The organism is Ruminococcus sp. AF17-22AC (assembly GCF_003460065.1).
Lineage (GTDB): Bacteria > Bacillota > Clostridia > Lachnospirales > Lachnospiraceae > Blautia_A.
Window position 1 is genome coordinate 202,191 of the sequence record NZ_QRXT01000005.1, and the last position, 19,787, is coordinate 221,977.

Genomic DNA, 19,787 nt, shown 5'->3' on the forward strand with positions numbered 1-19,787 from the left:
TTTTGCATTTTCCCGGTTCTCCTGACTTTAACTAATAGAGGGGTAAAACAGCAAGGACAGGAAGTGAGGATACACTTCCGGGAAATCCCAATTTAGGGTACCCTGCCCTAAATTGAAAAACGTTGAAAGCAACGATACTACTGTCCTCTCAGAAAGGAGAACCCACCAATGGCTGAAAGAAAGAGAAACAAAGAAATCCATTTTTATGTCACCGAAGAAGAAAGGAAGCTTATACGCAGGAAGATGATAGAATCAAAAACCAAAAACATGGGAGCTTATCTGCGTAAGATGGCAATCGACGGTTACATCGTCAACACCGATACCACCCCACTGAAGAAACAGTATGAGGAAATGCACAAGATTGGTGTAAATATCAACCAGATTGCAAAAAAGGTAAATACCACCGGAGATCTATATCCAGAAGAAATGCAAGAATTGAAAGAGATGGTGAAAGAATTATGGCGTATCTTAAAATCTTCCCCATTAAGGTAACTGACAAGAAAGCTCTGGACTATATTACAAATCCAGATAAGACAGATGAAAAACTGTTAGTTTCCAGTTTTGGCTGTTCCCCGGAAACTGCAGATCTTGAATTTTCTATGACAAGAGAAATGGCAAAAAAGAATGGAATGGATAAAGGCGATAACCTGGCATTTCATCTGATCCAATCATTTAAACCTGGAGAAGTTGATGCCGAAAATGCCCATCGCTTAGGTCAACAATTTGCTGACGAAGTGCTGAAAGGAAAATATGAGTACGTGATCAGCACACACGTTGACAAAAATCATATTCACAATCATATCATCTTCAACGCTGCAAGCTTTGTTGATCATCACAAGTATGTTTCCAATAAGCGGAGCTACCATAAACTCTGCAGAATCAGTAATCGTATCTGCCATGAAAATGGACTTGCCACCAGCATGCCAACCGGAGAAAAAGGTAAAAGCTATAAAGAGAACATGGAATATCATCGTGGCACCAGTTGGAAAGCCAAGCTACGTGTCGCAGTTGATAAATCAATCTGGACTTCCATCAACTATGAGGAATTTCTGCAAAAGATGCAGTTAGCCGGATATGAAGTCCGGCAGGGAAAGCACCTGTCCTTCCGTGCACCGGAGCAGAAGAACTTCACTTATATGAAATCTCTCGGAAGCTATTATTCCGAAGAAAATGTTCGCATCCGTCTGGCTAAAAATCGTAACAAAGTAAAAACTCCAAGGCATCTGTCCAGAGAAGCTCGCCTGTATATCAATATTTCCACCTATGTAACAACAGGAAATCGTGAAGGATTTGAACGATGGGCAAAACTCAATAACCTGAAAGAAGCGGCTCGTACCTTCAACTATCTTTCTGAAAATAACCTGCTGAATTATGAAGATTTCCAGCAGCATGTTTCTGACATTGAAGCTTCTGTTAAAGCTGCCGATCAAAGAATAGCACAAATCAACAGTGAGCTGAGCACGCAGAAAGTCATTCAGAAACACTGCGATTCTTACCGGCTTTGTCGTAAAGTAATTGAAGATTGTAAATCTGCTAAAAATCCAAAAGCATACCGCACCAAACATCAGGCAGAATACCAGCTCCACGATTCACTAAAAAAAAAGCTTCAGGATCTCGGCGTTACCAAAATCCCAAGCTCTAATAAAGTCCAAAAGCTGATTGAAAATCTTGAATCTGAACAGGCTACTACTGTCCGGGAAAAGCAAGAATTACAGAAAAAACAAAAGACACTGGATATCATTCAGCAGAATTTCACTGCACTGCTCGATGCTCCTGAAATCAATTCAGACTTACTTCCGGCAAAACGGAAACCTGTTTCTGTCACAAGAGATAAATAAGATTGCACTGACAACTCAATTATTGTCTTCTAAATCTTCCTAGCTTCAGGACAATGGCAGCATTAAAAATGGGGAAGTATCGGCATCTACCATTAACCAACCAGTATATCAACCAGCTGGCAGTCCAGTTTAAAACATCCACAAACCCTGATATGCACCGTTATGAAAGACCTCACGTCAATGAATCTGGTGCGGAGATTCCAGTGTGGGACCTTATTTAAAAACTGACGATGGTAAGAAACACCAGGTATATATCATTACGCTGATTGATGATGCCAGCCGCCTCATTGTCGGCATTGATGTCTTTTTTCACGGTAACTTTGTAAATCTTATGTCGGTCATTAAGTCTGCCGTTGCAAAATACGGCCGCCCACAACTTTTTAACTTTGATAATGGCAGAAGCTATAAAAACAAGCAGATGGAACTGCTTGCAGCCCGGATCGGTTCTGTCATCCATTATGATCAGCCATACTCCCCGACACAGAAGGCAAAAATTGAGCGCTGGTTCCGCACCATGAAAGATCAGTGGATGGCAGGGCTTGATATCAGATAGTTTCATTCACTGGATGAACTCAGAGGAAATCTGGTTTGGCATTATAAACCGACGTCTTCTTAAAAGAAAAAGCTATCGCTCTATAGAGGAACTAAAAGCGGGTATCCTGCGCTTTGTAGAGCAATATAACGTTATGGCAAAGCCTTTTAAGTGGACTTATAAAGGTGTGCCTTTGACAGTTTGATATTACTTAATTATTAATGCAACCATGTACTAGTTAATCCAATTTCTAGCTATGAATAATGTTCTTATTTATTCTATCCATCTTAATTTATATTACTAAAAATTTCAGTATAATTAAATATGGTGACTACGCCTGCAGTACTGTAGCCGCTAGAAATTCAACTCATTCCAAGAAATTTTTTATAACCTCAAATGTAGCATCTTCAGCAATTTCTTTTCCATTAATTTTTTTTCTTGTCGGATAATGCCCTGCATCATTTTTCAACCAGAACAGTACTTTTCTATTGATTATTTTGCTTCTATTCGAATACAATGACTGCTTTAACGTTACCATATCATCTCTTTCATTTTGCATAACAAGAATCTCACCTTGAAAATGGTTAATTCCGTCCACCCCCGTGTATTTTGCTATTTCCCCATATTTTACAATTCCCATTATGTATATCCACACTTGAACCAAATAAGATAGTCCTTTTATTGTCTTTTGTAAGCATGAACTGACATATGAACTGGGATGATTAAATCCAGATATAATAATCGACTTACTTACACCTAAATTATCAAAATTTAGCAGCGCAGCCACCGCATATGCGCCTGTACTATGACCAACCAACTCAATTTCCATATTGAGATTCATACTCTCTACATATTTTATTGCACTTTGAGCATCTAGCAAAAATTGTGAAAATCCGCCTATTTTCTTTCCCTGGCTCATACCACAGCCAGTCATGTCATAAGCAAAAACTGAATACTTTCTTTTTACGAATTCTTCTATTTCTATTTCATAATCTTTATATGTTACTCCATATCCATGAACTAATACTATTATTTTTTCAGATAATTTATTATCTTTAGCATTCCAAAAGATATAGCCTTTAAGCTTATTTTTACCAGACACAAATTCAACTTCTTTTTGATGAATCCAATCTGGGATTACCATCTTTGGTCCTTTTTGTTCAATTCTTTTTCCAAATTGAATTTCTATTCCCACGCACGCTATTACAAAACTAATAAATACTAAAAATCCAAAAACACCTATAACAATATAGGAAATCTTCATAATTAAAACTCTTCCTCCATCGCTGTGACGGCGCAAAAAACACTGATAATGTTTCATTCTGTTACATTTAATTTAACAAGAACCCTATTCTTTTGCTAATTACACTTTAGAATCAATTGCGCCGTCAATTTACACTAAATTCTTTTCCACATATCTCTATTCTGCATTTATATTGAACAACAAATTAAATTCTTATTCCCGCACACACATAGCTTTAAGATACATTTTTTTGTTCAGCATCCCACATAGCTGCATACTTCCCGTTCTTTTTTAACAATTCTTTGTGTGTACCAGCTTCGGTAATCCGGCCATCGGAAACCACCAAAATTTGATCTGCATTTTTTACGATGGACAGGGTATGTGCAACCATTACCACTGTTTTTTTCTCTTTCAGCAGATTTGCAATCGCCTGCTTTACTGCCAGCTCGTTCTCAATGTCCAGGGAGGCCGTTGCCTCATCAAGCAGCAGGATTGGGCTGTTTTTCAAAATGGCGCGTGCTATGGAAAGGCGCTGACGTTCACCGCCAGACAGGAGATTACCATTTTCCCCAATCGGCATATCATAACCTTTCTCCATCTTGCGGATAAAGCCGTCACAGTTAGCCTCCCGGCAGGCCACTTCAATTTCTGCGTCCGTAGCATCCGGGCGGGCATAGCGGATATTCTCCCGCACCGTATCATCAAACAGGAACACATCCTGATCCACCATAGAAATCTGGTCTAATACCCGTTCCGCAGCTACATGATTGATCGGTCTGCCCCCTATGGAAATCGTGCCGCCAGATACTTCATAGTATTTTGCAATCAGGTTCAGGATGGTAGACTTGCCGGAGCCGGAATCCCCCACAATGGCGGTCAGCTTCTGATCCGGCACAGTAAAGGAAGCCTGTTTTAACACCGGTTCCCCGGGAACATAAGAAAAGTCCACATGGTCAAATACAATCTCATGGGAGGCTGCCTGTAACGGCTCCATGCTGCCGGTTTCTTCCGGTTCCTTCATCACAGCCATGATTTTATTTTTCGAGATCATCAGATTCTTATAGCTGGTGAGGTCTACAAAAATGGAATTTGCCAGCTTTGCACAGAATAAAGGCAGCATACAAATCAAAAGATAGGACACGGTATCTAAAGTTCCAGCTGCCCAGGGGCCATAGGCCGTCCAGATCACAACCGGACAGGACAGCCAGCTCAAAATACCAAATCCCGCACCAATCGGGAGAACCTTTGCTTCATACACAAAGCTGATCCTGCTAAACTCCTGCATGGCATGGATCACCGTTTTGTTTTTCAGACCGCCAACGCCATAGGCCCGGAAAGTCTGGATACCGGATACATACTCCACAATGCTGCTGACATTCTCCGCACAAATATCGTTCTTCTCTTTTCCATATTTCGCTACCTGCCGGAAGGAAAGCCATAATCCTGGAAACAAAAGCAAGTCAGCAGTCAGTAGAATCAATCCGGCAGGAAAGTAAATCGTCATCACAAAAACGATCAGCATCAGCGACAAGGCAAAATTCTTTGCAATGTCCCCAATCTTATGCGTCAGAATTTTTTCATAATTATTTACATCACTGGTAATTGTATTGATATAATCGCCAGTCTGCCCCCTCGTAAACCGGGAGATCGGGATACGTTTGAGATGGTCGCCCATAAACAGGCGGATATTTTTACTGACTCTGGCACCGCCGATCTGTGCTTTGGTATAGCCATAGCTGTATATCAAAATGCGGAACAGGAAGATGACAGCGATAACAGCTGTCAGTACCAGCACACGGTTCATATCAAACTGACCGTCCCATAAAAACCGCATGACGGAATACAGCAGCATAAACAGGCTTCCAGAGAGCAATCCTTCCAGAACAGTCCCGGCAACACCAATATAAAACTCCCGGTTCTTCTTCCATACGTTATTCGGATTCATTCTGCCCGCCTCCTTCCAGTTGATAAGTAATTCCCCTCGCTGTTTCGTAGTCCTCCCATGCTTTTTGATAGTAAGCGTTCTCTTTCCGTACTTCCTCATGGGTGCCGACATTGGTAATTGTATGGTTCTCTACCACAGCCACACGGTCGCACATTTTCAGGGCGCTCAGCCTGTGTGCTACCACAATGACCGTCCTGCCTTTACAGAGGTTCTGGATGGCCTTATCAATTTCCATCTGATTTTCCGGGTCAGAAGCGCTTGTCGCTTCGTCCAGGATCAGAATGGGGGCATTTTTCAGGATTGCCCTTGCAATGGCGATCCGCTGTTTTTCTCCACCAGAGAAACGGGAGCCGAAACTGCCTACCTTTGTGTCATAACCATCTGGCAGTGACATGATGAAGTCATCAATCTGCGCCTCCCTGGCGGCAGCTCGTACTTTCTCCAGACTGGCGTCCGAGCCCATACGGATATTTTCCAGGACACTGTCACGGGTAAGAAATGTCTTTTGGAATACAATGGCAATATTCTTCAGGATGGTATCGTAGTTCAGTTCATTCACGTTGACCCCGCCGATCAGCACCTCCCCCTCCTGCACATCATAAAACCGGGAGATCAGTTCGATTACGGTACTCTTACCCGCACCGGACTGTCCCACAAGTGCCATGCGTTCCCCATCTTTGATTGTGAGGTTGACTCCCTGCAATACATCCGTTTTTCCATCATAGGAAAAACGTACATTTTTAAGTTCAATCTCATGGTTTTTCGGGAAGTCCTTTCCGCCTTCATAAACAGGAACATCCAATATTTCTTTTGTTTTGGTAATGGCACCCAGGACATTCGCAAAGTTTGTCCCCAATTCCTGCAAAGGCCGGATCTCTGTCAGATACATGGAGCCGACATAGACGAACAGCAAAAAAGCGCTGGCCGCCAGGGAGCCCTTCAGGAAGAACATTCCGCCCAGGGGAACCATTAGCAGCATCCCACATTCGATCAGAACCACAAAGGTTGCGTAAGGAGGTCCCATTCTCCGGGATGTTTCATTCCACATGGCATTCTCTTCCTGAATTGCACCTGAAAATTTCTGGAACGACTTGCTCCCCATGTTGTACGCTTTAATCAGCTTCATGCCGCTGATATATTCGATCATCACAGAATTGAGCGTTGTAATGGATCGGTTCGCCCGGTCCATCAGGTCATCTGTATTTCGGAACATAACCCCCATTACCACAACAGCCAGAATCAACGGCACCAGGGAAACCAGTGCCAATGGGATATTTACTGTCATCAAATAGATAAAAATAGCTACCGGCCCTACCATATAGCACACAAGGTCTGGAAGGTTATGAGCCAGGAACAACTCTAATTTTTCAATGTCTTCATTCAGTACTGTTTTGATATCCCCGATCCGCCTCTCATTCATCGTACCAAGAGGAACTTTTGCCAGATGCTCCGCTACCATGCAGCGCACCTTGAACAAAGCGCCGTAAGCACCTTTATGGGCAGCCACACCGGAACACCCAAATAAAACAAAACGCAGGACCACAGAAACGGCAATCATCATAATCGTCTGGACGACAAACTCGTTTGTGCAGTTATGCTGGAAAACGGCATCCATCACACGGTAAATCCCGATATACGGTACAATGATGCATAGGCCGCTTGCCATAGCTAGCAGAATTGCCAGTAGCAGCCAGATTTTCTGCTCACCGGCCCATTGAAGTAGCAATGCAATCCTGTTTTTCTTTTTCTGTTTCATCACTTCACATCTCCTTTCCCCCTGAAACAGAGAACAGTTCCCGGATCTTTGGGAGGAAATCCATCACAACAGGGATGTCATCCGGCATTTCCCCTTCATCAAAATGCAAGACACGTGAGCAGGTACGGCAGACAAATTCAAAATCATGGGTGACAATAAAAATGATTTTTCCCTGTTCGGATAACCGTTTGATCAATCCCGCCACCTGCGCCATGCTGTCAAAGTCCAGTCCGCTGGTGGGCTCGTCGAACACCAGCAAATCTTTTCCACAGATCATGCTGACTGCCACAGCCACCCGCTGCTTCTGTCCACCGGAAAGCGTGTTGGGATGGCGTTCCCGGTAGGTTGTAAGCCCCAGTTCCGCCATGGTTGTTTCTACTAAATCCTGATCCGGGTTTCGAATTCCGAAGGAACATTCTGCCTCCACACTTTCTGCAAACAATTCATAGTTCACATCCTGCATCACCATATAAGAGCGTTTCAGCCTCAACTTGTGTTCTAGCGGCTGACCATTCCAAAGGAACTCACCTTCACAGTCTTTATGAAGCCCGCACAGAGCGCGGGAAAACGTGGTTTTTCCGGCTCCATTATGACCGACAACCCCAATGACTTCTCCCCTTGCGACAGAAAGAGCAATTTGGTGTAGAATCGTCCTCTTTTTATAACGCAGCGTAATATCACGGATTGCTAATGTAGGAGGAAGAACCGTAGGATGGATGGCTGGAGGAAGAACCCTTGTCAGGTCAACTGCCCGCAGCCCCATGTGTTCCCGTTCGGTTTCCGTCAGCCGGAGAAATTCCTCTGACGTAAAAATCCTTGCTATTTCCCCATCTTCCAGATAAACAATGCGGTCTGCCAGCTCCATCAGATAATAGAGCCTGTGTTCCGCAATCAAAATGGTTTTGCCCTGGCTCTTTATCAGCCGCAGATGTTCTTTCAATTCCTGGATGGAAGCCATGTCTAGATTTGAGGATGGTTCGTCCAGCAGATAGATTTCCGGGTTCATTGCATAGACCGACGCAAACGCGATTTTCTGTTTTTCTCCGCCCGACAGTTCAAAAATATTTCGGTTTCGTAGCTTTTCAATATGCAAATCTTTTGTTGTCTGTTCTACCCGTTCCTCCAGTTCCCTTACCGGCCTGGCCTCATTTTCAATTCCAAAGGCAATCTCACTGTCCGTATCCACATTGAAAAACTGTGTCCGGGGATTTTGAAACACAGACCCCACCTTTGCAGCGATCTGATACATGGGCAGGTCACTGATTTCCTGTTCGTCCACTAGCACGCGCCCCTGAAGTTCTCCCTGGTAAAATTGTGGGATCAAGCCATTTACCAGCCTTGTGACCGTTGTTTTTCCGCACCCGCTGCGGCCACAGAACAAGACACATTCCCCGTCTGCAATTTTCAGGCTGATTCCATGCAGACTGTCATGCTCCTGTCCCTCATAAGAAAATGATACATTTTTAAACTCAATCACCCGATCACACCTCCCCGCTTACATAATTCAAAAATAAAGAAAGCAACCGCAAATAACATCGCCGTCCAATCTGCAATCCCGCATTTTATCTGGACAAGACAGGTCCGGGGATTGGGATTCTCGATCCCGCGGGTAACAGAAGCGATAGAAAGCTCGTCCGCTGCCTTGGAGGCCATCATCATCAGCGGAACATAGATACACTCTACTGTCATTCCCGGATGGGAAAGGAATCCGCCCAGGGAGGGCGATACGTCCCGCATACGCATGGCGTCCTTGATAAAATGCCAGTCCTCCTGGACGGTTGGAATATAGCGCAGCATGACCGCAAATGTGATGACAAATTTTTTCGGGGCATGGATTCGGTTCATGGCGGATAAAAATTCGCTGACCTTTGTTGTAAACAAGACTATCCCTGCCAGCATCCCGCAGGCGTAAACCTTGTGAAATAGCCCAAGGAACGCAACAAACATGGTCCGCAGCGTCCCCGTCATAGCCGCCATAATCCAGACTGTCAGTGCACAGACTAATGCATAAAAGCATACCCCTTTTACGGCATATTTCCACTTTCCACAAAGCACTCCTAATACGGCAATCAGCAGGACAAGCGCAAACTGATAGGTAAGAGAAGGCGCGAACATGGAACTCAGTACACACATCAAAATAAGAAAGAGCTTGGCCCGCGGGTCAAGCCAAAGCCCTTTCTGGACGGTGTTACCCATCATGCTGTAATACCCGCTTTTTCGAACTGCTTCTTCAACATTTTGCAGCCCACAAATGCACTGATAGAAGCTGTTACAAGGAGAGTGGCAAACATGGCGATAAAGATTCCCGCATTTGCGGTCGTCTGCATGGTATCGATATAGCTTTGCTCGGTTCCATTTCCCAACATGGTCTGCGCCCACCCCTGGGGATCAGCGAAGAAAACAAGGTACGACCCTGTTCCGCCCAGAGAGAAAAGGATATAGGACAGACTGTTGATCTTCTTGCTCTTGTACTGCTTTGTACCGGCAACAAAATCAGCTACGACAGCCATAATGAGATAGCCCAACGCAAACGCCCAGTGCATACCAGTGACAAACCAGATGATGGCCATGATAACGCCCATGATCGTGACGCTCCAGCGTTTATGTACTTTTGCGATCATCAGCAGATAAATTGGTCCGGCAAGCAAAGCACTCCCGGCAGGCATGAAAAAAGTCAGCACCGGGTTGGTAGCAAAAAAGACGCCTCCTACCATGATGAATACGAACAGAAGCGCAGTAAAAATTCCCGTTGTTACTAAGTCCTTGACAGACAATCCTGCCTTTGCATTTACTTGATTACTCATATTTTTTCCTCCTGCTTTCAAGAACGGTTGACCTACCGTCTGAAATCTGTTATATTATGATTAGATGCTACTAACCACGGTCTATATCATACTAACTTTATGGGCGGGCTGCAATACATTACAGGCACATTCGTCTTTTCGTTGCAAAGCTCCGTCCAATCGTTGCAAAGGAGGCCGTCATTTGAACAATAACATTATTGCGGATTACTATGAGCCGCTTTTAACAGATAACCATTTTATCCCGGTAGATAGCAATAACCACTTCAATTCTGCCGGACAATGCTGGCAGTTATCGCCTGAATTTGGAGAAGGCTTTTACTGGGTCTATGCGAAGAAAGACCTGTACGACATTAAAATCCATGATTTTTATTTCCATGAGGATTTCTTCATGGAATTTCATTTGCCGGAAGCTCTGAGTATTACTCAGTATGAATCCATCTCTGGCGAAGAATTAAATCCCTACCGGCGGATGTCTGCCGAATGTATCAAAGCCTTTATTGGCGGCTATAAGCCATACAAGGCAATCATCCATAAAAAAATCCCCATCCGGTCTATTGGTATCGAAGTCATGCCTGCATACTATGAGGGTTATTTGCAAAAACAATATCCGGGGGACTATATCAGCCCACTTGCAGCTTTCCGGCAGGTTGATCAGACCACAGACTTCCCGGCTATGGCAAAGCTGCTCCATGAGGTAAAGGTCTACCGTGGGGATGGGATTGCCGCAGGACTATTTTATGAAGCGAAAGTGGCCGAGGCCGTATCCCTTGTGGTGGAAGAACAGAAAAAAATTCTCTCCCGCAAGGAGAAACATCTATCCGACCAGGATATAGCACAATTGGAAAATGTGACTGCTTATCTCAATGACCACTATGCGTTTGATATCCCATTGGATCGGCTTGCAAAAATCGCCTGTATGGGAACCACCAAGCTGAAAACATCTTTTAAGCAGTTGCAGGGCTGCACAATCACAGAGTATATTCAACAGCGCCGCATGAGCCAGGCAGAGCATTTGCTGATTGATACGGATTTCACGATAGGACAGATTGCGGAAATGATTGGCTACTCTACTTCTAGCCGGTTTGCGGAATTGTTTCGTAAGAGTACGGGACTCCTGCCCATTGAGTATCGAAAAATGTCTCATCGATAACAGTACAGATATAATTTCATTTCCATCTCATAACCATTGTATTATCTCTGTCGTTATGCACCATAATAATGAAGTCCCCTCAAATCCGTTTAACACTTTTGAGGGGACTTCTTGATTCATAAATATCATTACATCTGAATTATTTATTTTACAATCTCCGATATTTTAATAGGTTTGGTCGTGTATGCATGTATAATATTAGCAGATCCTATACTGTTTCCCAAATCTTTCCATGCCTGACAAACAGATATCAAAAATTGGGCATTGCTGTCCATTTTTTTTCCAAGATAGAAGTCTCTATAAAAATCTTCCAAAAATAGTTTTATACTATCAGGCCATGTATCACTGAACATTTCCCTAAAACATTTTCCTTCGTCATTGTGCATTTCTTCATATACTGGGAGATCTAAATATTCATCGTCTGCTTCTAAATGAAACCCACCATCTGCAGCAATATATTTTCGTATACGTGGTTCCCACATAATATCACTATTCGTTCCAATCATAGTTAAATTTCCACATTCCGTGTATAACGATATTTTATGAAATAAAAGTACGCTGTTTTCCGGATCACTTGGATCCATTTGATTTTGAACATTTATACAGATTGGTATATTATATATCGAACCATATATTATACAAAATGGGGAATTCTTGTACGTTTCTTCTACTCTCTCAAATTTCCATGGTCTTACCCCGCCTATCGCTCTTCCCAAAATATCTATAAGCGGGAAAAGCACATGCACACTACATTCCGCATTAATATATTGCACGTCGTTTTTTTCCCTCAATTTTCCTGCAAGAAAAATAAATTGTTTTACATTGGAAAGTTGCGGATAAAAAGTATTTAGTCTATACATGCAGCAGTTCTTCTGAGCAATCTTAATACACATTATGTAATCATCTATATCAATTGGATGTTCCTGTATCACATTTATACCTTTCTCAAGTAATGAATGCACTATTGTGCTTCCTTCTCCATTTACTACAGTTGATTTTATCACAACGCAGACTACATCCACATTTTCTTTCGTAATCTCATCAATATCTGTATATAGAATTACTCCATATTTTTTTGTCCATTGTTTCGACCATTCGCTTCCTCTCGATAGAATCCCTACAAGTTTATATTTACATTTTATTTTATCTATTGCTCTAATATAGAATTGTCCGAATCCAACCCCACAAACAATTATCCGAAGCATTGTCATTCCTGCCAGCAAGCCAGATACTACTTTTCTAAAATTACCTTTTTTCTTCATGTTAAGGTCCTCTCTTTCATAATATTTGTATTAAAACAGACAGTCCTTAGACTGCCTGCCATACACTACTTATCGTTGTGGAAAAATAAGATTGAACTGTACATTTCCCTCTCCGGAATCGACCATCTCCACAGTTGCTTCATACTGTCTCCCTGTTTTTCTTGATACCAGATCCTTATAATGGATTTTTCCTTTAGACAGAAATTTTTTTGCTGTCGTCTTATCCATCTTTTTCCCTTGGCTTGCAAGGAATTTATCATTCTTCCATAAGGTAAAAGCACAGTTCCGGTCAGAACAGTAAAAGTTTACTTTCCCTTCCCTGACATCTGCTCCACAGCGGGGACATTTGCCAATGACTTCTCCTTTTGCCTTTCCCTGAAACTGATTTTTCTTCTCTTCTGAAATCCCCTGATACCTGGCAACCAGTTCCTGCATCAGCTCTGTAATCCCATTTAGGAATTCATCTGCTGTCTCTGTATTCTGGGCAATATGATTCAATGCCATTTCCCACTCTGCGGTCATCTTCGGAGATTTAATCTCATCCGGCAGAACCGTAATCAGCACATTTCCATCATCTGACGGCACCAGATTTTTCTTTTCCCTTTTCACAAAGCCAGACTGAATCAGTTTTTCAATGATTGCTGCCCTTGTTGCAGGAGTACCAAGTCCTTTCTTTTCTGTATCTTCGGTCAGCTCTTCATTCCCTGCACGTTCCATCGCAGAAAGCAGGGTATCTTCTGTGTACTGTTTCGGTGGCTGTGTGAAATGCTCCGATACAAAAGAATCACAGGGACCATAATGCTTGCCTGCCCAGATATCCAACTCCGGCTCTTCTTTCTCAATCTTTACGCCAAAGAACTGTTTCAATTTATTTTCGATTGCCTTGAATCCTTCCTGCTTTGTTTTCTTTGCCGTGAGATAAAACGTATGATAATTACAGGTAATCTGGCATTTATGGCTTTCATAAATATAAGGATCTGCGGTTGCTGTCAGTACCCTGGCACTGATCAGATACAAAATCTTGCAGTTTCGTTCTTTCAGTTTACCTATATCTGCCTTTGCTACTTCCATGGTCGGGATAATTGCATGGTGATCAGATACTTTCTTTGAATTTAATACCTTACTCACGTCTGGGTGATATTCCAGCCCTTCGGCATAGGGCATTTTCCCAAGCAACATCTGAATCAGAGTTTCTGTGCTTTCTCCCATCTCATCTGTCAGATACTGGCTGTCTGTTCTCGGATAAGTAACAAGCTTCTGCTCATACATCTCCTGCACGGCATCCAGCGTCTGCTGTGCGGTATAACCAAACATTCGATTGGCTTCCCTCTGTAAGGTTGTCAGATCATAGAGCTTCGGTGGACGAACTGTTTTCTCTTTCACATCATCCTTTTCCACTTCGCACATACGCTCCAGGCAGTCCGCAGCCACTTTATCTGCATCTTCTTTTTTCTGAAAATGCTCTGTTACCGCATCCATATCGTCAAACTTGATATGAGCCATATAATATTTTTCTTTGGTAAATTCCTTGATCTTCTGATTTCGATCCACGATCATGGCAAGTGTTGGTGTCTGCACTCTTCCAACTTTCAGATTCTGGTTATACAGAACGGAAAAAAGACGGCTCGCATTGATTCCCACCAACCAGTCTGCCTTTGCCCTGCAAAGTGCTGACTGGTAGAGACTGTCATAACACGAACCGTCTTTTAATGACGCAAATCCATCTTTAATTGCCTGTTCTTCCATAGATGAGATCCAGAGCCGCTTCATCGGCTTTTTGCATCCTGCCTGCTCATACACCAAACGAAAGATTAACTCACCTTCACGTCCTGCATCAGTAGCACAGATCACCTCATCTACTTGGGAATCTCTCATCAGTTTCTTTAAGATTCCAAACTGCTTCTTTGTACCCTCCAAAATCTTGTGTTTCCAACATTCCGGCACAATCGGCAGATCTTCATATCTCCATTTTTTATATTTTTCATCGTATTCCGATGCATCGCATAATCCCACCAGATGTCCTACGCACCAGGAAACGATATAACCGTTTCCCTCCACGTAGCCATCTTTTCTTGTTCTGGCTCCAAGCACGGAAGCCAGTGCCATCGCAACCGATGGCTTTTCTGCAATCACTAATTTCATTTACTCCTGCTCCTCTTCTTCATCTTCCAGCACATTATCGTCAAAATCTTCATCTCTCAGGATTTCCGGTTCTGTACTTTCTTCCTGCTCATCCGCATCATCTACTTCCCGTTTTTCTGACTCTGAATCTTCGGATTCATCTTCATCCTCTTCCATCTCATCCTCGTCATCATATTCATGCTTTGGTTTATAGACTTTGAAGTAATATCCTCCTGTCGCAGCTCCGACTGCAACCAGTGCAATCAAAAGATACGTTCCAAATGGACTTTTATCTTCAGGCATCTGAATATCATCCTCTACCTTATCTTTCTCGGCTGACTCTGTCTTTTCCGGCTTTTCTTCCTCAGCCTGTTTCTCTGGTTCTGCATAAACAGTATCTACTTCCGGAAGTGTCACGGAATCAGAAAGTGTGAAGTTCATCAGATCTTTCTCGCTGACTTCTGTAAGGAAATACACATTATCCTGAGATTTTGAATTGTCGATGATCAGATAAAAAATCTTACCACTCTTAGTTGAAATGGTATAAAACTCTTTTGTGCCTTCCGTAGCTGTTTTGGTAACAGAATCTGCTGTCTCGCCTTCTTTATTAAGCTGTTCCTCAATACCTGTTACTGTCCGATCATCCACGGTTCCTTTTGCATCTGTCGGCTCAGAAGCCTGTGCATCCTGTGGAAGTGGTGAAGTCGTTGTTTTCTCAGTCCCAGTTGCATCTGCACTGGTCGTAGTTGCCATTGCACCATTGCTGTCACTGGAAGTTTTCTGTTTCTCTGCCTGCTTCTTTGCCCATTCATAATAAGGATTCTGCAGTACATACTTTTCCGAAGTATTTCCGGCACCGTCTGTTACCGTAATCTCAATCTGTTTTGTAGTAAAATCTTTCTGTGTCAATTGCACTCTCAGCATTCCATCCTTCAAGTCTGTATAAGTGGTGCCATTGACTGTTACTGCAGTAATCCCGGATACTGTATCATTCCCCTGAATCGTCAGCACACCATCTGTCAGGGAAGCAGAGAGTGTCGGCTTTTCCGTGTCATAACACTTAATAGAGCGATTCTGCTCATAGACCTTCCCCTCACCATCTGTCACACGCACGTACACTGTCTGGTTTCCAGTAATCGTGATACTTCCGCTTCCAGTTACATCCTGCCAGCTTCCATCTTTTCCTGCTTTTGCTTCAATTTTTGCTATCGAGAAACCTTCCGGCATATGGCTGGCATCTACCGTAACAGCAATGATTGTTTCTCCCTGTTTCCAGCCATCCGGTTTCTCAATCGTGATTGCAGGTGTGGTATTCTCAGCTGCATAAGCAGTCTGTGTCTGGAGCAAAGGTGTTGTCAGGCAAAGAAATGTCGTTGCTGCAAGCAATCCTTTTTTCACGCTATTTTTAGATTTCTTCTGTTTCATCTTCTCTAAATTCATCATCAGACCTTGTTTCCTCCTTCTGTATTTCTACCCTGCCGGGCAGTTCATTTTTCATTCTCTTTTTGAAAGCTTCCAGCTCTGGAATGCTCATATCCATCGCACGGATAATTTTTACAATTTCCAGATTTTCCGCTTCTGTTTTTGCAATCTCCGCAGCCTTGAATCGCTTTAAGTCTGCTTCATATCTGGCTTTGGATGCTTCCATTTTTTCCTTGGCTTTCTCATAATCTGCCGTTGCTTTTTCAAGACTTTTCATCTCTTCTCCTTTCCGGACGGCTGTTACACCGCCCTTTTCTTTACCATCGCCCGAATCCATAAAAATGGCTCTGCCAGTATGGAGAGTTGATGGACGTATACTGAACCGGATGCCCACAATGGATCATCTGACCATTGCCCACATAGATTCCGATATGCGTTACTGGTTCTCCTGCATCGTAGGTTCCTGTAAAGAAGATCAGATCTCCCGGCTGTGCATCTGACTGTGATACAGGTGTACAAATGTTGTACAATCCCTGTGCTGTCAACCTTCCGGTGTTTCTAACCCCAGAATGAACCAGGCAGTAACTTACAAATCCAGAACAGTCAAATCCACTAGGAGAGTATCCGCCCCATACATACGGTGTCCCAAGATATCTCGCTGCTTCATTTAACAAACGCTGTGCTGCCTCACTGGTATATTCATTGCTACCAAAGCCTGCCCCTTCTCCTGTTTCCAAATAAAAGATCGGATTTAACCGCTCTCCATTTTTCAGAAGTTCAATGTGAAGATGGCTTCCTGTAGAATTTCCAGTATTTCCTACAAGACCTATCTCATCACCTTTCGTGACGGATGCTCCTGCAGATACACTCCGGCTGCTTAAGTGTGCATACCGCAGTTCATAACCTTTACTGTCCTTGATTACAACATAATTGCCATAGCTGTCGTTATAAGCAGAAGTTGTAACTGTTCCGGTCAGCCCTGCCATTACTTTTGTCCCTTCCGGTGCTCCGATATCCATACCATTATGAAGCTGATTTGCTCCTGATAGTGGATGAATCCTGTATCCATAATAGCTGGTCACACTGGAATACCAGTTAAAATCAACCGGTGTCGTAAACATCTGTAAATTACCTTTCGTATCGTTATAGGCACTGAACAGTTCTTTCTGGAAGAATCCAAGCCTTTCCTGACAGATAGACATCAGGTTTCCACTGGTCAATGTTACATTCAGCGTGTCCACATCTCTGGTTCTGGTCACTTCTACTTCATTGCTTCCGTTATCATCTGCAAGATAACATTCCCATGTCTGATGTCCATGTGCAGATGCTGCCGCATGACTGTCATAATAGACATCAAATTGTACACCGTATCTTGCGAAAGCTCCGGTATCTTCTACCGTATATTCGACACCATTCATTACCACTTTTGTTCCCATTGGAACAAACGGATTGGAAGCATCTACTGCTAAGGTATGATTGGCAGTTGGATATGCTCCACTGGCAGTCGGTCCTCCGCTCCAAATACCACAACAGATTGGACAGTTACAATATCCACTGGTAACAACCTGTCCCAAAGATTCTCCAACTCTTACTGTTGCTGTCTCCGTTACAGTCTCATTGACTGCTTCAGTAGTCAGATGATATTGCTCTGCAAACAAGGCATCCAGCTCCGGCTTGACCTGTTCAAAGGTAAATTCTTCATACTTTGCTGACAGATAACTGATCAGGATAAAGGGATCATGCTCAATAGGTCCGATGTTATATCGGTATTCCTCATGTCCCGGTTCTTCAGATTCCATGTTGTTGATCCGCTCCTGCAGATTAGCTTCCAGCTGTGTGTAATACAGTTCCGCTTCCCGGATTGCCTGATCCGATGACAGATAACTGGTTCCGGTATAAGTGATCACATTTTGTAAAAACACTGCAGAGCAAGACGTGACATTCGTTATAAGCAGAAACATCAATCCGATCAGAACTGCTACACTGATATACACCTTCCGGTTTTCTTTAAAGAAGTTGGTGACCTTACCGCCAATCTTCTTAATATAATCAATCGTACCTTTTGCAGCTGTTCCTACTGTCTGTTCACTTCGCTTCGCTTTGGCATAATCCCGTTTGATCTGTTGCTTCTGAATCTGTTTTTTCAGTTTCTTCTGCTCCTGACGGCCTGCAGCCTGTGTCTGTTTCTCTTCCTGTCTTTCAAGTCTGCTTCTTTTTCTTGATGCCCTCTGTTTCCTGCGTCTGGCACTTCTCTGTTCCAGCCGGTAAACACCTTCGCCGCTTTCTTCTAACTTATGGGCACCTTCTACCGCCGCATTATCGTCTTCATTTTTGCTGATCTCACGGTGCAATGCTGCGGAAGTTGCACTTCCTGCTTTCTTGACAACAGAAGCTTTTTCTGTTTTCACAGATTCCCCTTCACCAAACTTCAAACGGGATTTTTTCTTTCCAGAAGATTCTCCTTCATTTGCCTGATAGACCTGTGCTTTCTTGGAATGCTGCTTTGCTTCCTTTTTCTTTTTTGCTTCCTCATAAGAAAACTTTTTGGCTTTTTCCTTCTGTTTTTGATGGCGGAAATTGACTCCATCCGTATCCATCTGGTTCAATTTCTCCATATCTTTGTCATTTTTCACAGAAGCACCAGTTTCCTCATAAGCAAATTTCAAACGCTGTTTTTGTTTTGGCTTTTTGCTGCCGCCGGTCTGATTTCTCCGGCTGTCTCCTCTGTTTTCTGATAGATCAGCACGTTTTTCTTTCAGTCTCCCTGACTGTCCGGCTTCAGATTTTTCTGCAAGTCTGGATTCTTTTCCGACTTCAGCACGAATCCTTTTCCGGTTTTGCTGCTTTCTATTTTGTCCAAAATCCTCACTTTGCTTCTCTGTCCGTATCAGTTCCGGTGCATCTCTGGATTTTTGCACAGAGGGACGAATATTTTTCCCACTCCGTTCAGACTGGCGGTGAGACTTATCCACAAGGTTTTCTTCTTTTTCCCCCTGTTTTATTCCCATCTGTACATCACTGGCACGGTTACTGACACAAACAGAAGATTTATCTGTCAGGTTTTCTTCCACCAGACCATCCTTGGTCATCTTTTGGACTTTTTTATCCCTGACTTTCATTCTCTGTTCTGCCAATGCTTACTCCTCCTTTTTTGGATACCCTTTCCCTGCCTGTAATAAACAGAGAAAAGCGATGCCAAATACAGCACCGCCACTAAAAGTTAATACATATGAAATTGCTCGTAACATTGTTTTCTCCTTTGATTTAACCTGCTTCGGAAGTCTCCTCTAAGCGGGTTGTCATGATTTTATAGAGAGAATTCTTCGGAAATCTGTCTACGAACGGGATAATGACATTTCCATAGAACAGAAGTCCTTCCCCCTCATTACTGTTGGTTACATAGGACAGCTGGGTTGGTGAGATATTCAGCTGTTTTGCAAGAATCTGCCTGTCTCCGGAAGCCTGGTTGAGCATATAAATGAAGTCTGAGTTTTCAAAAATGTTCTCAATTTCCCTGGAAGACAGCAAATCCTTAATATTCTGGGTGATGCCAGTTGGAATACCACCCCATTTACGGAATCGCTTCCATATCTCCACACTATAAGCTGCGGTCTGCTCTTCCTTCAAAAGAAATCTCGATAGGTCAGACGCTTTCACGCCTTTCGCCCCGAGCCACACCGTGCAAGCAACTTTCATTGCACACAGCGTTCCATG

15 protein-coding genes and 1 pseudogene are annotated in these 19,787 nt (G+C 43.2%); 4 read left to right on the plus strand and 12 right to left on the minus strand.

Annotation, left to right across the window (positions count from 1 at the left end):
- Nucleotides 1-168 precede the first annotated feature (168 nt).
- The 3 genes from DWW86_RS09720 (at nucleotide 169) to DWW86_RS09730 (ending at nucleotide 2,391) form a co-directional block, all read left to right on the plus strand.
- Entirely contained in the window at nucleotides 169-492 is a 324-nt protein-coding gene (locus DWW86_RS09720) for a MobC family plasmid mobilization relaxosome protein (RefSeq protein WP_015528451.1), read from the plus strand.
- On the plus strand, nucleotides 459-1,838 hold the full coding sequence (locus tag DWW86_RS09725) for a relaxase/mobilization nuclease domain-containing protein (protein ID WP_117942941.1): 1,380 nt from the start codon (nucleotides 459-461) through the stop codon (nucleotides 1,836-1,838). Before DWW86_RS09720 ends, DWW86_RS09725 begins: the two co-directional genes overlap by 34 nt.
- Before the next feature lie 184 nt (nucleotides 1,839-2,022).
- Complete coding sequence (locus DWW86_RS09730; RefSeq protein WP_270618022.1) at nucleotides 2,023-2,391, plus strand: TnsB C-terminal domain-containing protein; 369 nt, start codon at nucleotides 2,023-2,025, stop codon at nucleotides 2,389-2,391.
- A gap of 346 nt (nucleotides 2,392-2,737) precedes the next feature.
- Here DWW86_RS09730 and DWW86_RS09740 read toward each other — a convergent pair whose 3' ends face one another.
- The 6 genes from DWW86_RS09740 to DWW86_RS09765 form a co-directional block, all read right to left on the minus strand.
- Complete coding sequence (locus tag DWW86_RS09740; protein ID WP_117942942.1) at nucleotides 2,738-3,634, minus strand: alpha/beta hydrolase family protein; 897 nt, start codon at nucleotides 3,632-3,634, stop codon at nucleotides 2,738-2,740.
- Nucleotides 3,635-3,848: 214 nt separating this feature from the next.
- A complete protein-coding gene (locus tag DWW86_RS09745; RefSeq protein ID WP_117942943.1) occupies nucleotides 3,849-5,558 on the minus strand; it encodes an ABC transporter ATP-binding protein in 1,710 nt (569 codons plus the stop codon).
- Nucleotides 5,545-7,314 (minus strand): ABC transporter ATP-binding protein, encoded by a 1,770-nt coding sequence (locus DWW86_RS09750; RefSeq protein WP_117942944.1) that lies wholly within the window; start codon nucleotides 7,312-7,314, stop codon nucleotides 5,545-5,547. Before DWW86_RS09750 ends, DWW86_RS09745 begins: the two co-directional genes overlap by 14 nt.
- 4 nt (nucleotides 7,315-7,318) lie before the next feature.
- A complete protein-coding gene (locus tag DWW86_RS09755) occupies nucleotides 7,319-8,791 on the minus strand; it encodes an ABC transporter ATP-binding protein (RefSeq protein WP_117942945.1) in 1,473 nt (490 codons plus the stop codon).
- Nucleotides 8,788-9,513: an energy-coupling factor transporter transmembrane component T gene (locus DWW86_RS09760; RefSeq protein ID WP_008688120.1), complete on the minus strand. Its 726-nt coding sequence runs from the start codon at nucleotides 9,511-9,513 to the stop codon at nucleotides 8,788-8,790. The genes DWW86_RS09755 and DWW86_RS09760 overlap by 4 nt, the downstream gene beginning before the upstream one ends.
- A complete protein-coding gene (locus DWW86_RS09765) occupies nucleotides 9,510-10,118 on the minus strand; it encodes an MptD family putative ECF transporter S component (protein WP_117942946.1) in 609 nt (202 codons plus the stop codon). Before DWW86_RS09765 ends, DWW86_RS09760 begins: the two co-directional genes overlap by 4 nt.
- Before the next feature lie 181 nt (nucleotides 10,119-10,299).
- On the opposite strand from DWW86_RS09765, the gene DWW86_RS09770 reads away from it, so the two are divergent.
- A complete protein-coding gene (locus DWW86_RS09770; protein WP_117942947.1) occupies nucleotides 10,300-11,268 on the plus strand; it encodes a helix-turn-helix transcriptional regulator in 969 nt (322 codons plus the stop codon).
- 143 nt (nucleotides 11,269-11,411) lie between these two features.
- Here the strand turns inward: DWW86_RS09770 and DWW86_RS09775 are convergent, their stop codons facing one another.
- From DWW86_RS09775 to DWW86_RS09805, 6 genes and pseudogenes are all read right to left on the minus strand, one after another.
- On the minus strand, nucleotides 11,412-12,530 hold the full coding sequence (locus DWW86_RS09775) for a Gfo/Idh/MocA family oxidoreductase (RefSeq protein WP_286187696.1): 1,119 nt from the start codon (nucleotides 12,528-12,530) through the stop codon (nucleotides 11,412-11,414).
- Nucleotides 12,531-12,599: 69 nt separating this feature from the next.
- Complete coding sequence (locus DWW86_RS09780; protein ID WP_117942948.1) at nucleotides 12,600-14,672, minus strand: DNA topoisomerase 3; 2,073 nt, start codon at nucleotides 14,670-14,672, stop codon at nucleotides 12,600-12,602.
- Nucleotides 14,673-16,094: a CD1107 family mobile element protein gene (locus DWW86_RS09785; protein WP_353652690.1), complete on the minus strand. Its 1,422-nt coding sequence runs from the start codon at nucleotides 16,092-16,094 to the stop codon at nucleotides 14,673-14,675.
- On the minus strand, nucleotides 16,057-16,410 hold the full coding sequence (locus tag DWW86_RS09790) for a DUF4315 family protein (protein WP_243865930.1): 354 nt from the start codon (nucleotides 16,408-16,410) through the stop codon (nucleotides 16,057-16,059). Before DWW86_RS09790 ends, DWW86_RS09785 begins: the two co-directional genes overlap by 38 nt.
- The gene (locus tag DWW86_RS09795; RefSeq protein ID WP_353652692.1) at nucleotides 16,391-19,162 is read right to left on the minus strand and encodes a CD1108 family mobile element protein; all 2,772 of its coding nucleotides are present in this window, start codon (nucleotides 19,160-19,162) and stop codon (nucleotides 16,391-16,393) included. Before DWW86_RS09795 ends, DWW86_RS09790 begins: the two co-directional genes overlap by 20 nt.
- A gap of 175 nt (nucleotides 19,163-19,337) precedes the next feature.
- Nucleotides 19,338-19,718, minus strand: a pseudogene (locus DWW86_RS09805) (VirB4-like conjugal transfer ATPase, CD1110 family); the annotation flags it as partial.
- Nucleotides 19,719-19,787: the final 69 nt, after the last annotated feature.